Origin of the sequence: Psychromonas sp. MB-3u-54 (assembly GCF_002836415.1) — a bacterium.
Lineage (GTDB): Bacteria > Pseudomonadota > Gammaproteobacteria > Enterobacterales > Psychromonadaceae > Psychromonas.
Map to the genome: position 1 here is coordinate 1 of NZ_PJBP01000139.1, position 15,713 is coordinate 15,713.

Here is a 15,713-nt window from a genome sequence, read left to right on the forward strand (position 1 = left end):
CGCTGCCCGTTTATCCTTCTCTTCGTTTTGAAAGGCAAGCTCTTTATTGGCAATAGCAAGCTCTGCTGCCCGTTTATCCTTCTCTTCGTTTTGAAAGGCAAGCTCTTTATTGGCAATAGCAAGCTCTGCTGCCCGTTTATCCTTCTCTTCGTTGCCAATAGCAAGCTCCGCTGCGCGTTTACCTTTCTCTTCGTTTTGAAAGGCAAGTTCTTTATTGGCGATGGCAAGTTCCGCTGCCCGTTTATCTTTCTCTTCGTTTTGAAAGGCAAGCTCTTTATTGGCGATTGCAAGCTCTTCTGCCCGTTTAGCTTTCTCTTCGTTTTGAAAGGCCAGATCCTTATTGGCGATGGCAAGCTCTTCTGCCCGTTTGCCTTTATCTTCGCTGGCAATGGTCAGCTTCTTATTAGCAACAGCCAGCGTCTTATTGGCAACGGCAAGCGCCTTGTTAGAAATGGCAAGCGCCTTGTTGGCAATAGTAAGCTCTGCCAGATATCTTTTACTATCATTACGCTCACCGTCGTATTCTGCGTCCTTACTCATTTTTTTAACCCTCTTACTAGGTTCAAATATACGTAAACAGTATGTTCGAAGCCCCCCAAAGGGACAGGATAGTTAAAAATATCCCCAACCCCCCCCCCTACGCCAACGCTATACTGTTAAAATTATTTTAAGCTACCTTATAATGGCTTTCCTCATTCTCTTGGATTTTCCATCTCTTCTATTTTTCGAAAATGCATTGAAATTAGGATAGCACTTGCAAAGACTACAACCTTTGAGTCAAATAGCTTCTCCCGTGACTCCAAGTTATCGGTTTTATATTTCCCTTGCGCGCCATTAATTGCGATTTTCTCTGCAGGGTAAAGTTCTTCAATCTTAGGCAACCCCGATGCAATCATTTCTCTGCTATAAAATGCTTTAACGCTACCTTTTTTGAACGCTAAAAAATTCAAGCTATTTTCTTTATCTCTAAATTGGCATGAGTAACTCTTAATAAAGTCATCTGCTCATTTTATTGTATGCTAAAATTTAAAAATCATCTCACCGGCAGAAACGTACGCGAAACACCTGTTATCTAAAGTGCCAACTTCTCCTCTGTCAATAACAACTTGATTATAAAATCAATGCAAAGCAGTCAAAACAAATACTCAAACAAGCTTAAAAGAGCATATTAAACATAAATTTTAAAGGGCGGGTTTTTGAGCATAAAAACACTTTTTTCCAAACTTAACTCGCCAAAGGGGTTATTTGCTTTTAACTATCGCAGGTGAAAATGCGCACAGACAGCCCTTTTATTCAAATACTATTTAATAAAAGGATAAGCTATAACCATAAATGATCGGGTAATTGCGCTACGCAGTGATAAAAAGAGTGTTGGTTGTAATGGATATAAATAATCAGACTTTGTAAAAAATATTAAAATATCAGCCCTTTCTGGCAAGGTACTCATTGAAGGAAGCTCGCAAAAGGGCTGCGCTTACGGTGAATCTTTTGATTGGTCCGTTATTACCTTGTTACGCCCCTGTCCCTTTGCCAGATAAAGATTATTATCGGCTCGAAGAACCAAGCTTTCTTGACTGGTGATAGAGCCGCCGTAACTCGCCCCCCCGATACTGATAGTTAGTTTGATTTCAAGTGCTTTAGAAGCCGCAATAAAATGGTGAGTCTCAATTTTTTTGCGTAATCTTTCTGCCAGAATATGGGTATATTCGGGCCCCGTATTGGGTGCAATCACTAGAAATTCCTCACCCCCGTAACGCGCCATAACATCGAAGCTTCGAAGCTCTTGAACCACTAGCGCGCTCATCTCTGTAAGCACTTGATCTCCGACTTGGTGGCCGTGCTGATCGTTTATCAGTTTGAAATTGTCCAGGTCGATCAGTAAGAGTGAGAGATCAAATTTGTAGCGCTGCGCTTTTGCTATCTCTTCCTGCAGGCATTTGTCCATGTGTCGGCGGTTATAGACACCGGTCAGAGGGTCAGTGGAAGACTCCTTTTCCAGTTCGCAGATGCGTATGATATCCAGCCCAGTGTTTAAAGACAGGAAGGTTGATAACAATACAAAACAGGCGCCAAAAAAGAAGACACCAGGCACAATGAGATCCGCTGCTTGTGTGTGTTGTTCCCAAAAAAGGTTGGCATAAGCCAGGTAACCAAGCACAAACAGAGTGATCAGGCAGCCCATGATGGACCAACCCTTACGAGACCGCCCCTCTGGAAAACTCAGGAGAATTCGCCTAACCGTAAGAAGAGATCCCAGAAGGATTAGAATGCCCACCAGCACCAGACCGTTAGATAGCAGTAATAACAAATTTAAGCCCAATTTATTTGGATGACGGAATAAGCACGCTCACCATTAGGTAAGTGAGAGCTGTTTTTTGTGTTGGCAAAACCTCGCGAGTTCAGTGCCGCAATTTGTTGAACTAAGCCGCTACGCGGCAGAAAAAAAAGCATGTAAATCGAGCCTTCAAATAAGAGACAATAAACGTTAACAGTTTTATTTGAAGCTGGTTATGAATCCACTTGAACAAACCCTTTTTTATAATTTATATCAATATTAGATCAACATATTAACATTGCAAGATGCCTTTCCAAAACTATTAACTGTTACAGCCATTTTCTTGGTCAAGTCACTGTTTTTTAATACCTGCCCGCTGCTTCGCCTTTTTCTGGCAGCAGAAATGTAGCGGTTGTCATTAAAACCAGAGGATTAATACCAAAAGCATTCAGTTTATGATCACTTGCTTCAAAGGAAATAGTGACACTAACAAAGCCATCAGGATCAATTTAAAGAGTCAATATGATCACTTTATTAATACGTTTACTCTGATTTTAAGCATAGGTAGAAGAGATAAAAAATACTCTGTTCAATGGATTGAATCGGGGTTTGCTTTCCATTAACCAGCATTGATTCTGCCGGGTAAAAACTGAAATTTAACGGGCGATGAAGTATGTCAGTGATGGCAACATCAACACTTAACGCATCGAATGCTAATAATCGGGAGACTATTGCCGGTCGATGCTGCAGATTGGCTTTTTATTTAACATTAGCTGAAATAACACAGCGATTAGGCGGTGATTATAAATAGAAGGATTATACTTTTTAAGCGTTGCTGAATACTCTATAGCGTGATGCTAAGACAACAGACAGTGTTAGCTAATTTTCTATCAAACGCCTATTTAAGTCTGTCGATAAGCCATTTTTAAGCATATTCAGCCATAATAGTTAACCGCTTATCAACAAAAAGATGAGCCGGTGATAGCAATAAAATTCAGGAATAACTATGTCTACTAATGCTTCCACCAACGTTATTATCGCGGCTTTAATAGGCAACGCGGCTATTGCGATCACCAAGTTTTTTGCCGCTTTTATGACCGGCAGTTCAGCGATGCTCTCCGAAGGCATACACTCACTGGTTGATACAGGCAATCAGATGTTGTTGCTCTATGGGATGAAACAGGCAAAAAAACCGGCCGATGATGAATTTCCGTTTGGGCACGGTAAAGAGATCTATTTCTGGAGCTTTATTGTGGCGATACTGATCTTTGCTGTGGGTTCCGGTGTGTCTATCTATGAGGGCATTCGTCATGTGATCCACCCGGCTGAAATCAAAAACCCGATGGTCAACTATATCGTATTGTGCCTTGCCCTTCTGTTTGAAGGTGCAGCATGGTTTTTTGCCTTTAAAGAATTTGGCAAAGTTAAGGGAAAACACGGTTACATCGAAGCGGTACAGAGGGGGAAAGATCCTTCTATGTTCGTTGTATTGTTTGAAGATTCCGCCGCTTTGTTAGGTTTGCTGGTAGCCTTGCTTGGTATCTGGTTGACTCAGGTCACCGGCATTGCTGTTTTTGATGGCATCGCTTCTATTCTGATCGGATTGATTCTTGGCGGTACGGCTATCTGGCTGGCGATTGAAACCAAGGGCTTGCTGATCGGTGAGGGAGCCAATAAAGAAATCATCAACAGTATCAGAAAGATCGTTAATTCTTTTGAAGAAGTTGAGAAAGTGAATGAGCTTCTCACTATGCACATCGGGCCGGAATTTATACTGGTCAATATCAGTATTCGTTTTAAACGTAAACAGTTAACGCGTGAGCTCGAAGATGTCATTCAGTCACTTGATGCTGCGATCAAGGCTGAGCATAGAATAGTACAGCGAATATTTATCGAAGCTGAATCAGCTTGAATCAATTCAGGAATGATGAAAAAAAACCGCCGCTTCCTGCAATTTTCATTCTCCGAGATATTTTAATCGGGAAGTCAATTGCACGACGGTTCAGTATTATAAACGGCTGCTTACTGATTATCAGCATGCGATGTCTCTCTATCTAACTTTGGTAAATGCTAGATTAGCGCACCACAAAGACAGAACAGGTTGCATGACGCACTATTTTTGCCGCATTAGATCCCAATAGATAAGAACGAAATTTGGGTTTAGCCGATGCCATAACAATCGCGTCAGCATTACTTTTTTTCGCTTGCGCAACCACTTCATCGGACACAGTACCATTACGAATAATACAACGCCCCCTGTGCTGCTTAGGAATAACGGCATCAAACATAGCGTGCACTGCTAATTCTGTCGCAGAGTGTTTTTCCGTAAGGCGGTCACTCACCGCCGTTATCGCCATCCGCCGATGGCTTGCGGTATCATCGACAAAGAGTATATCAATAACCCCATCATCATCGAGAAGCTTAAGCGCCATCCTGACCTCCCTTTCGACAAGCTCGTTAAATGCTAAATCAACCGGCATCAATATATGTTTTAAACTCATCTAACCCTCTCCCATTAATTTATTGGGTAACCATAAAACTATTTCAGGAAATACCATGCACAAAATTAATACCGACAGCTTTAATAAAATAAACGGCGCGATAGAACGGTAAATATCCATCATGGTCACGCCTGGCGGTGCAATACCTTTAAGATAAAACAGCGCGAATCCATAGGGTGGCGTCTGCACGGCAATCTCTATATTTAAGATCATCAAAATGCCAAACCAAATAGGATCATATCCAAGCTCCACCACAATTGGCGCAAATAGTGGCGCACACATCAGGACAATAATGAGTTCATCAACAATAAATCCAAGTAATAACATGATCACCTGCATCATGATAATTACACCCAGTGGCGGTAGATTGAGCGCATTAGTGACGTCAGCCACCATATCCTGCACACCGCTGAGCATGTGGAAATTACTAAATAATGAAGCACCTAAAATAATCCACATCGAAACGCTTACCAACATAGCGGTTTCAAAACCGGAAGCCTTTAACATTTTCCAGCGGAAACGTTTAAAGACGATTGCTAATATAATCGCACCAACAACCCCAATCGCGCCGGATTCTGTTGGCGTCGCAACACCGGTAATGATACTGCCCAACACAGCCACAATCAGCAGCAGAGAAAACAGTCCGTCACGCCCTGTCTTGAACTTCTCTTTTTTACTCATCTGTTGTTCAACACCCGTATCCATAGGTGCTTTTTCGGGATTTATTTTGCAGCTAATAATGACGTATGCAATTAATAACACAATGGTTATCAACGCAGGTATCAATGCGGCTATAAACATACGCCCGACTGAATTTTGAGTTGAAGCCGCATACATGATCATCGGAATACTTGGCGGGATCAAAATACCCAGCCCCCCACCAGCCATAATGACACCCAGCGCTAAACGTTTATCGTAACCACGCTCCAGCATTGGTTTCAAAGCAATACTGCCCGACGTCATAATGCCCGCGCCAATAATCCCGACCATCGCGCCAATCATAGAACATATGCCAATCACACTGATAGCCAGAGAGCCACGAATACGCCCCAGAACCATTTGACTTGCATTAAACATCGCGTCGCCGATACCGGATCGGGTGAGTAGTTGCCCCATATAAATATACAGAGGAATTGCTAATAAAATAAAACTAAAGAAGGTACTCTCAAGGGTAGTTGGAATCAGATTGTAAATTCCCGGTCCCCAAGTCAGATAGCCCACCCCCATTGCGATCCCGCCTAAGGCTAAGCCAACCGGCGCGCCAAATGAAAAGCACATTAAAATCAAACCAATTAACAGCAATGTTAATATTTCAATACTCATAAAGCCTCAACTCCTTCTAATTTTTTTTTGACAGGCTCAACATCTGCTGTAGCGACCGCTTCTTGTTCTTCATCTGGTGATTCCAGTAATGCTTTCCCGGTAATAATAAAGAAAACATCCTGCAGTAAATCACTAATGAATTGCAGTATGAATACACTGCATGCCATGGTCATCATGACCCAAAAGTGTGCCATAGACGGAGCCCACTCAGATTGTCGACGATAGTTAAATTCAACCGCTTCATCATATTTTTCTAAGCTAATCAGGATAATAATGAATAAAAAATAAATGGCTAAGCTATAGGAAAGCAAATTAAAGATTGCTTTCATGCGGGCGGATACCGACAGGTAAATAACATCGACATTAATATGTGCTTTTCTTTGCTGTGCTAAAGCGCCACCTAACGCCGCAATATATCCAAATAAAAATAGTGATACGTCGTAAGCCCAGATGGTCGGGCTACCGAGTAGATAGCGAGAGAAAACCTCAAAAGCGACAGTAAGGGCTAACAATGGCATTAATATTGACGCTGAAAAACCGACAAGAAAAACGCCTTTATTAATACCTATGCATAAAATCTTGAGTATTGTTTTAAACATAATAATCATCCTTGCTTGCAGTACTAAGATACTTACCGAGTAAGTATCTATTCTTCATAGAACAACGTGCTTTAAAACTAATCGAGGAGTGTAAACTCCTCGATAGCAGGGCTTATTGTTGCTCTAATATTTCCACTAATTTACTGCTGTATTTATCTGCATTTGCGTATTCAGACCACAGTGCTGTTGCCGTTGAATTCCATGTTTCGACATCAGCCTTGCTTGGTTCCGGGCTCCATTGCATACCTTGCTCTTCCATATCGGCAATAGCTTCGGATTCCCATTTACGCGACTTAGTCATCTGCTCATTGGCGTGTACTGCACTCGCACCACGCACAATAGCTTGCAGATCTTTTGGTAGTTTGTTCCATGCACCTTTATTCACAACGATAGGTAATACCTGTGCGCCGGCAATCGGTAAGCGATACATATATTTTGCGACTTCGACATGGTTACCATCGCGATGGTCGATAATATTACTGCCAATTGAGCCATCAATAACACCTGTCGCAAGGCTGGTATAAATCTCACTCCAAGCCAGAGAAGCGGGTGAAGCACCTAATTTTCGTAAAAACTTACCGTAAGCGCCTGGTGCTCGGATTTTCAAACCATCAAAATCAGCAATGCTCTTAATCGGCTCTTTAGTCAGAATATAAACGGGCAGTTGAATGTAAGGGTCTAACCAAACTAAGTTCTGCTTGTCGTAAGCTTCCGTTAATATTTCACCCCAGCCTTTTTCATGAAATAGCGCGCTTAATTCACCCACATCACTGGTTGTGCCGGGCAAACCAACTTCGACGACACCCGGAGGGAATTCACCCGCATGCATAGGCTGGAAAGGGGCACCTATCGTCATTAAGCCAGATTTAACGGCACCAAAGACACCCGTTTGACCAACACCTTCACCGGCGTACATCATAGTTACTTTAATTCGGCCATTGGACATCACGCCAATATTCTCTGCAAAATTTTTATAAACTTCACCATAGGCCGTTCCGCGTGAATATAAATTCACAAAACGCCAGTTATATTCAGCGGCCATTAAGTTTGGAACTGCACCGAATGTTGCAATCGCGGTTAAGATTGTTCCAGCCAAAGAGCGTTTCCTGCGAGTTGTTAACAACTTACTAAAGATATTATTAAACATAGCCATATATTCCTTTTTAATTGATTCTTTGATTACCATTGTCAGAAAACACTGTTACATTTTCATGCGAGACCTTAACGTAGCCGTTACACTTTCACGCAAGACTCTAACGTAACAATGACACTTTCACACAAGTGTTAACACAACCTTTACATCTCATGTAAGAGCTTAACCTGAGTGTTACATTTTAATGTCAGCGCTTAAATCTGATCGTTTCCAACTAAAGTTTGAAAATAATCAAACCATTAAATATTCATTGAACAATCTCAACTTGTCATGATTTATCCCTAAAATAGATATCAGCAGAATAAAAAAGCCAACAGCGACTATTAAAATGGCTACCTTACGATAAATATTTGATTAACCTGAATTTGGGATAAGACTTAAAATAAGTAGAGCCAAATCCCTGTTCCTGAATCTGATCTTTTAACTATAAACATCAGATTAAAAAAAGGGATAGGCATTATTATTGCGGAAATAATGATAATTATCATCAATTTTCATCAATTTTCATCAATTTCATTACAGAAGTTTGAAGAGTTATCACTTAGGGTGTGCAGCAAAAAAATTTAAAATCGTATTGCCCCTCACGACTAAGCGAGACAAGATTTTTAACGGAGGGAAAAGTTCAATAGGATGGTTCTTTGCTGTCAAATTACAGCTCATCGTTAATCATCTTGGCGATCTATTTAACAAAAGGTAATGCAGACCCGCTTCCTAGATGTTTGGCTATTTACACCAAAAGAACTAACAAGGGGATCCCCCTTGAGGGTTAACATCGGGAAAAATATTTCAGATGTAGAGCACATTCAACAGAGCAGTATGACTGGTTTTTCTGCAGATATACTTGGTGCTATTACCTGCAAAAAATAAGCCATCAATCAATTCAACACTCAATGAAAAAATGTGCTGATTGGTTAAAATATCATAATGGCTTAACCCGATCTCAGGTTAATCAATACTTAAACCTCGATATCTTTTGCCACAGCGGCAAGCGTATCAATAATCTGATCAACATGATTTTTTTCAACAATCAGCGGTGGAGAAAGGGCTATCGTATTACCCATACTGCGAGTCAGTACGCCTTTATCATAACATTTTTTCAAAATATCAAAGCCAATCGGTTTGCCATGACTTGGTTGAGCAAACTGTACCGCACCAATCAAGCCACAATTACGGATATCAATAATAGAAGGTATCCCTTTTAGCGAATGTAAACCCTCTTGGAAATAGTCGCCTATATCACCACTAGCGCGTTCTAATAAACCTTCATTTTGATAAATATCCATCGTCGCTAAACCTGCCGCACAAGCCACAGGATGCGCTGAATAGGTATAACCATGATAGAACTCAACGGCGCCATCCTCTGCGCTATTAACGACAGTTTCGTAAATTTCATCTTGCGCAAATACAGCTCCTAACGGCACTACACCACTAGTGATACCTTTTGCAGAGGTGATCAAATCAGGTATTACATCAAATAAATTCGACGCGAATGATGACCCTAAACGTCCCCAACCGGTAATAACTTCATCAAAAATTAAGACAATATCGTACTTCGTACAGATTTCTCGTAAGCGGCGTAAGTACCCCTTCGCCGGTAACACTACACCACCAGCACCAGCAATTGGCTCAACAATAACAGCTGCGATGCTATCAGCACCATGGAACTGTACTAATTTCTCCAATTGTTCCGCTTTCTCCGCACCAAACTCTGGTAAACCTTTACTGAAAGCATTACGCGTTATATCCAGAGTATGATCGAGATGGTCTGCCGCTAACAATGGTCCAAAACCTTTACGGTTTGGCGCTAGCCCGCCCACAGAAATACCGCCAAAATTCACACCATGGTAACCAAGCTCACGGCCAATAAAACGAAACTTGCCGGTATTACCTTTTGCTTGTTGATAAGCCAAGGCAATTTTCATTGCGCTTTCTACCGCTTCTGAACCAGAGTTAGTAAAAAACACCTTGTTTAAACCAGGAGGTGTAAACTCAATGAGGCGCTCGGCAAATTCAAAACCGATATCATGCCCAAAGTTAAAGGGTGAACTGTAATCCAGCTGTGCTACCTGCTTAGCCATGGCATCACCGATCTCTTTACGACCATGACCCGCGTTCACACACCATAAACCTGCCGTCCCATCTAATAATTTGCGACCATTATCAGTGTAACAATACATGCCTTCAGCACGGCTTATAATACGAGGGTTAGCTTTAAAATCACGGTTTGCGGTAAACGGCATCCAGAAGGCGCCGTAATTATTTTTATTTTCCATCAGTCAGACCTTTATATGATTATGTGGATATAGTGGCGTTGTTATATGATCGTGCATTACATTCGATCAGATTAAGCTGCCGTTCCATTAATAAAAATCACAGTGAATAAAAATAAAGGTTTAACATTCTCAAACATTAGTCTTATCCGTCATCCATCTCTTCTTGTAAAAAGGTAACCAATGCTTGTGATGCTTGGGATAAGTAGTGACTTGCTTTCCACCCTATCCCCAAATGTAATGGAATACTGGGATTAAAAGGCACAGTCACCAGTTCAGCATCTTCGGCCAAAATAATAGCTAAACAGGTAGATATACCGATTTGCTTACGGATGAGAGATTTCAATAATTCAATTAAGTTTGTTTCAAAACGAATATCAGGATTGATTCGATGTTGCTGGCAATAACTGCTCACCGCTTCCCGCAGAAAATAACCTTCACGGAACAGGACCAAAGGCTGGCTGCAAAATTCCTCAAGTGTGATGTTCTCGCGTTTAGCAAATTCATGTTCCCGCGGTACACAGGCCACAATTTGCTCTTTAGCTAAGGTAATACAACGGATATTGTCATGGTGTCTATCGGCACGGATTATCGCCAGATCTAATTCACCATCAAGCAGCATTTTGGCTAAAGTCGCAGTACCCGCTTCATGAATATTAATTTGAATACCCGGGTAGCGTTGTTTAAATAATGCCAGCGTCTCGGGCAGGTAATAAGAGCCTATCATGGCGGGAACGCCGAAGTTGATGCTGCCGGACTTAAGCCCCTTAAGTTCCTGCAGTTGTATTTTTGCCTGTTTAACATTTTCTAAAATTTTCTGCGCATGCTTCAATAATACTTGTCCATCACTGGTAATGCTCATCTTACGTTCAGCTCGGTTAACCAGCTTAAGTGCCAGCTGTTTCTCCAACTTCTGAATACTCATGCTCAATGCTGACTGTGCAATCCCTAATTCCTCGGCAGCTTTAGTAAAGTTCCCGGTTCGCGCTAACACAGTAAAATAATACAGTCTTTTAAAATCCATCACTCAAAGTCCTTATTGCATTTCAATACTGCCGCGATACAGCGATTAAATTATCAACACGATAGGTCCACTGATCAACACAGCAGATAATTATTAACAATATTATATATCAATAAAACTGATAGAAACTATATTTATCATATATTGTGAATATGTAAATTTATTTGTTAAAGTTTTGTTAACTCGCGTCAATTGACTCACATGAGTCCACACGCTTTACTTGCTAAGCATATTAATAAAGAGAAGGACATCAATTATGAGCATTGAAAACACCCATTATTATCATGGTTTCCACGTTACGCCGCACACTGAGAACCCTCGCCTGCAAATAGTAACAATCGCAAAAGCCACGCTGGAAAATTTTATAGAAAACACACGTGACTTCGGGCTACAAGCGGTAGAATACAAACCGTTTTTACGCTATGCAGTGGCAGATAAACTCGATCAGGCTTGTAATTACGAACTGGGGAAATTACTCAATGAAATTATGCAGGATCGTGACAGAGCTGCATTTTTATTAGAAGCAGATGAATCTGCACAAGCTGACTTTATCGACAGCGACGAGCAACGTGATCTTTTTGTTATTCTATCAACGGCTGTTTCTCACCTGATTGGCCTGCCCAATTTTGATTCGATGTACGGTAAGTATTACGCTCGATTCACGGTGAAAAATGAAGACAATAGTGATAGTTATTTGCGCCAACCGCACCGCAGAATGGAACTGCACAACGATGGAACCTATGTCAATGAGCGCACGGATTTTGTGCTGATGATGAAAATGGACGAGAAGAACATGGAAATGGGTGACTCTTTACTTCTTCATATTGACGATTGGAAAGATCTGCCGTATTTTTATAATCACTCGCTTGCCAAACAAGACATTGTTTGGACAACACCACCCAGTAAAAATATTAATTACCAAATTGAACATCCGATCTTCTTTGAAGAAGATAAAAACGGCAAACCACACATGCTGTTTATCGACCAGTTCGCTTGCCCGCAACGCATGCAGGAAGGCTTATATTTACATCAAATGAGTGAATCATTAGAAAATGAGGATAACTGTTTTAATATCCGCGTTAAAACAGGGGCGATGTTGGTTGCACAAAATCATTGCTGGTTACACGGCCGTGATAAGTTTATTTCTAACCCAGGTCTAAAGCGTGAATTGCTGCGTCAACGTGGTCATTTTACAAATAAATAATATATGGACCAATCCAATTAGCGAACATAACCTCAACCGAGTGATTTTTCACCTAGGAGAGGTTATACCAATTCCATTAATTAGGTGATCTATTTAGGCGTCGGAAAAACGCATGAAAGCAAGGTATTTATTGCAGTAACTAGTTGTTCTAATTATATAAAATCGTATGGAACGATTTTATACAGCTTTAGCTGGCCACGCAGTGGGGAATAACAGGATGTTATGAATCAAATAAATAGCAAAGACTAAAACGTAGTTTTATGTCTAGCTAGCATGTGTTTTAACCAGCATAAATGTACAGAAAATCAATGGATTTGGTATTAATACTAATTCAGAAAAGGAGCTAAGAAATGAATGTAATCTATGATTATGTCATCATCGGCGGCGGTATTATTGGCGTATCAACAGCATGGCAACTGCAACAAAGACATCCTGAAAAATCGATTTTATTAGTAGAAAAAGAAGCACAATTATCACGTCATCAAACCGGACATAATAGTGGCGTTATCCATGCAGGAGTTTACTATCAACCGGGCAGTATGAAAGCTAAGTTCTGTAAAGCGGGCGTGAAAGCAACCACTGAATTTTGCCAAAAACACCGCATTCCGGTGGAAAATTGCGGTAAGCTACTGGTCGCAACCAATCAGCTTGAACTACAGCGTATGCAGGATCTTTATCAACGCTGTCATGAGAACGAGATCCACGCGATACTATTAAACCAGACAGAACTAAAAATAAAAGAACCAAATATTCAGGGACTTGGGGCCATTTTTGTAGACTCCACCAGCATAGTAAATTACACCCTAGTCACCCAAAAAATGGCAGAGGAATTTGTGCAGCTTGGCGGAAAAGTGATGTTGGATACTAAGGTCATCAATTTAGTTGAGTCTGCTGAACACACCACTTTAACCTGTCAAAGCAACGCCGCAGAGGTCAGTATTACGAGTCGTTTTATCGTCTCTTGCTCAGGCCTGATGGCTGATCGAATCACTAAAATGCTCAATATAGAGACCGACTTTCAAATTATTCCTTATCGTGGCGAATACCATCAGCTGCCCGCAAAGCACAATAATATTGTTAATCATCTGATTTATCCCATTCCGGATCCCGAACTACCTTTTCTCGGTGTGCATCTTACCCGAATGATCGATGGTTCTGTCACCGTGGGACCGAATGCGGTGCAGGGCTGGAAACGTGAAGGTTACGGTAAAATAAATCTTAATTTCCGCGATATTCTGGACATGCTCAGCTTCTCAGGATTCTGGAAAGTCACCAAGAACAACTTAAAATCAGGATTAATTGAAACCAAGAATTCATGGTGGAAACCAGGTTATTTAAAATTGGTCAATAAATACTGTGACCAGATTAAACTCGCTGACCTGCAGCCTTATCCAGCCGGAATTCGAGCTCAAGCAGTGTTAAAAGATGGCAGTTTAGTGCATGATTTTCTATTTGTAGAAAGCCCCCGCAGCTTACACGTTTGTAATGCTCCCTCACCCGCAGCCACATCGGCAATCCCGATCGGCAATTATATTTGTGACAAAATAATGGCAAAACAAGGCCTATCGAAGAGTGACGCATTATTCCAGAAAGAGTCTTAGTATAAATTAGCGCTTATTTTTTGAGTTAAAAGCAACCATTAATCAGGGCAGCCGTTCACTTAAAATGAGCGGTTTTTTATTTATGGCGTATCGTTGGGGTATTGGTTTTGCCATACTCGGGAATGTCCACTCCCTGCAGAGTAATATCTTTCCACCATCACATTAAAAAATCCAAGTATATTAAAACACTTGGATTTGACCGCTGATAATAATCAGTTAAGCGAACCTGTTTGTCTTAACTGATTGGCATTAGGCCTTATTTTAGTTTGCTTGTTTCAATATCACTTTTATAAAAATCACCTAATATTTTAATAAACAAAGAGCGAATTCGGCTGACGGTGGTCGTTTTTTTAGTAATAGCCATAATTTCAGAACGATAAACACGCTTTTTCTTAGCCAAACATTTTAATTTTCCAGCATCGATATAAGGTTGAGCGTAACTCTCGGGCAAAAATCCAATATAACGACCAGAAAGCAGCAACGCTAAGCGAGAGTCGTAGTTATACGCTGTTGCTTTTATACTCATATTGGCTAAGTGACCATTGATATTTTCTTGTGACTTCATTCCAGCATAAACCGCAGGGAAACCGTCAATAATATCATCACTAAGCTCACTGTCCGGCAAGCTAAAAAGCGGGCAATCACTACTGCAATATAAATAGCAATTATTAGTGAAAATGGTCTGATACTCCAAGCCCTCAAGGCTACGATGATAAGGAATAAAACCTATATCAGCTTCTTCACTTAATACTTGTCGTTCAATTTCAGCCATCTTAGCGACTTCTGAAGTCAAATAGACTTCACTCGCCACATCGGAAAAATTTCGGAATATGGTGGGAATGTCAGCACGTGAGTCCAAACTTATCGTATCACTAAATAACACCGTTAAAGAGCCCGATAACCTATCATCTAATCTATGAATAATATTTCGGAAATGATCCAACTCACCTAATAACTTAACAGTGGCTTCATAAACCACTTGCCCTTCTTCTGAGAGTGAAAAACCAGCTCGACCGCGACGACACAGCGTCAAGTGCAGGCGAGACTCTAAGTTTGATATATGAATACTGATCGTTGAACGACTAATATTCAGCTCGGTCTCAGCGGCAGAAAAACCACCACAATCAGCAACTGTTTTAAATATCTTTAATTGTTTAATTTCATAATCGGCGATCTGCCCAACAGGGAAAGATATTTTTGTCATTGCTGCATGTCCATAAAACGTGAGATTTAAAGGTAGGTATCTATCTAAGGGATCAAATACGACTATTATGTCGCATTGTATATGAGTTTGTCGCGTTAGACTTTGAAGCTAGTAATACTTTCAGTAGAGATAGTGTACATTTTGCAGAAGTTTGAGGGTACTTTATACAAGACAGATCCTGCGTTGTGTTGCTCTTCTTAAGCAGGCGATAACGCACGAGAAAGTGCGCAACAATGCAGCCCTTCGGGTCGATCTAAAAGCGCACTGCGTTACGTTAATCAAAGTTTATATAAGATAACTATGCGGCTCTCCTCATACTTTGCTCAGAACACTTTTAGATTGAACGAAATTTGCACTGCAAAGGCCAACAGCCCTCGCGCCAGGCAACCACATTATCAATATTATGACTTGCAGTATCGAGGCAGTTCATACCGTTAGCCCATTGTTATATGATCTGAAATTAATGCACAGCACGACTTTTATTTTTTCATCAGTTTTTGGGCAAGGATACCTCCTGCTTTAGCGGGAGGAGGAATTGCTTGCACTCTCCATTTGTTGG

The 15,713-nt window shown here is 40.9% G+C and carries 13 protein-coding genes and 1 pseudogene; 4 read left to right on the forward strand and 10 right to left on the reverse strand.

Annotation, left to right across the window (positions count from 1 at the left end; genetic code table 11):
- The 3 genes and pseudogenes from CXF72_RS10660 to CXF72_RS10670 form a co-directional block, all read right to left on the reverse strand.
- A pseudogene (locus CXF72_RS10660) lies at nucleotides 1-540 on the reverse strand (hypothetical protein); the annotation flags it as partial.
- Between the two features lie 152 nt (nucleotides 541-692).
- Nucleotides 693-950: a hypothetical protein gene (locus CXF72_RS10665; protein WP_101038985.1), complete on the reverse strand. Its 258-nt coding sequence runs from the start codon at nucleotides 948-950 to the stop codon at nucleotides 693-695.
- A 524-nt stretch (nucleotides 951-1,474) separates the two neighbouring features.
- The gene (locus CXF72_RS10670; protein ID WP_157823237.1) at nucleotides 1,475-2,308 is read right to left on the reverse strand and encodes a GGDEF domain-containing protein; all 834 of its coding nucleotides are present in this window, start codon (nucleotides 2,306-2,308) and stop codon (nucleotides 1,475-1,477) included.
- Nucleotides 2,309-3,281: 973 nt separating this feature from the next.
- On the opposite strand from CXF72_RS10670, the gene CXF72_RS10675 reads away from it, so the two are divergent.
- Nucleotides 3,282-4,187 (forward strand): cation diffusion facilitator family transporter, encoded by a 906-nt coding sequence (locus CXF72_RS10675; protein ID WP_101038988.1) that lies wholly within the window; start codon nucleotides 3,282-3,284, stop codon nucleotides 4,185-4,187.
- Between the two features lie 163 nt (nucleotides 4,188-4,350).
- Here CXF72_RS10675 and CXF72_RS10680 read toward each other — a convergent pair whose 3' ends face one another.
- The 4 genes from CXF72_RS10680 to CXF72_RS10695 form a co-directional block, all read right to left on the reverse strand.
- Entirely contained in the window at nucleotides 4,351-4,776 is a 426-nt protein-coding gene (locus CXF72_RS10680) for a universal stress protein (protein WP_101038989.1), read from the reverse strand.
- On the reverse strand, nucleotides 4,777-6,099 hold the full coding sequence (locus tag CXF72_RS10685) for a TRAP transporter large permease (RefSeq protein ID WP_101038991.1): 1,323 nt from the start codon (nucleotides 6,097-6,099) through the stop codon (nucleotides 4,777-4,779).
- On the reverse strand, nucleotides 6,096-6,698 hold the full coding sequence (locus CXF72_RS10690) for a TRAP transporter small permease subunit (protein WP_101038992.1): 603 nt from the start codon (nucleotides 6,696-6,698) through the stop codon (nucleotides 6,096-6,098). Before CXF72_RS10690 ends, CXF72_RS10685 begins: the two co-directional genes overlap by 4 nt.
- Before the next feature lie 112 nt (nucleotides 6,699-6,810).
- Nucleotides 6,811-7,794 (reverse strand): TRAP transporter substrate-binding protein, encoded by a 984-nt coding sequence (locus CXF72_RS10695; RefSeq protein WP_232784952.1) that lies wholly within the window; start codon nucleotides 7,792-7,794, stop codon nucleotides 6,811-6,813.
- Between the two features lie 631 nt (nucleotides 7,795-8,425).
- Here CXF72_RS10695 and CXF72_RS20250 point away from each other — a divergent pair.
- The gene (locus tag CXF72_RS20250; protein WP_442966041.1) at nucleotides 8,426-8,548 is read left to right on the forward strand and encodes a transposase; all 123 of its coding nucleotides are present in this window, start codon (nucleotides 8,426-8,428) and stop codon (nucleotides 8,546-8,548) included.
- Between the two features lie 259 nt (nucleotides 8,549-8,807).
- Here the strand turns inward: CXF72_RS20250 and CXF72_RS10700 are convergent, their stop codons facing one another.
- Both CXF72_RS10700 and CXF72_RS10705 read right to left on the reverse strand, forming a co-directional pair.
- Nucleotides 8,808-10,124 (reverse strand): aspartate aminotransferase family protein, encoded by a 1,317-nt coding sequence (locus tag CXF72_RS10700; RefSeq protein ID WP_101038995.1) that lies wholly within the window; start codon nucleotides 10,122-10,124, stop codon nucleotides 8,808-8,810.
- 142 nt (nucleotides 10,125-10,266) lie between these two features.
- Nucleotides 10,267-11,145, reverse strand: a complete 879-nt coding sequence (locus tag CXF72_RS10705) for a LysR family transcriptional regulator (protein ID WP_101038997.1) — start codon at nucleotides 11,143-11,145, stop codon at nucleotides 10,267-10,269.
- Nucleotides 11,146-11,401: 256 nt separating this feature from the next.
- On the opposite strand from CXF72_RS10705, the gene glaH reads away from it, so the two are divergent.
- Entirely contained in the window at nucleotides 11,402-12,349 is a 948-nt protein-coding gene (gene glaH / locus CXF72_RS10710) for a glutarate dioxygenase GlaH (RefSeq protein WP_101038999.1), read from the forward strand.
- A 350-nt stretch (nucleotides 12,350-12,699) separates the two neighbouring features.
- Complete coding sequence (lhgO, locus tag CXF72_RS10715; protein ID WP_101039001.1) at nucleotides 12,700-13,950, forward strand: L-2-hydroxyglutarate oxidase; 1,251 nt, start codon at nucleotides 12,700-12,702, stop codon at nucleotides 13,948-13,950.
- 256 nt (nucleotides 13,951-14,206) lie between these two features.
- Here lhgO and CXF72_RS10720 read toward each other — a convergent pair whose 3' ends face one another.
- The gene (locus CXF72_RS10720) at nucleotides 14,207-15,154 is read right to left on the reverse strand and encodes a LysR family transcriptional regulator (RefSeq protein WP_101039003.1); all 948 of its coding nucleotides are present in this window, start codon (nucleotides 15,152-15,154) and stop codon (nucleotides 14,207-14,209) included.
- Nucleotides 15,155-15,713: the final 559 nt, after the last annotated feature.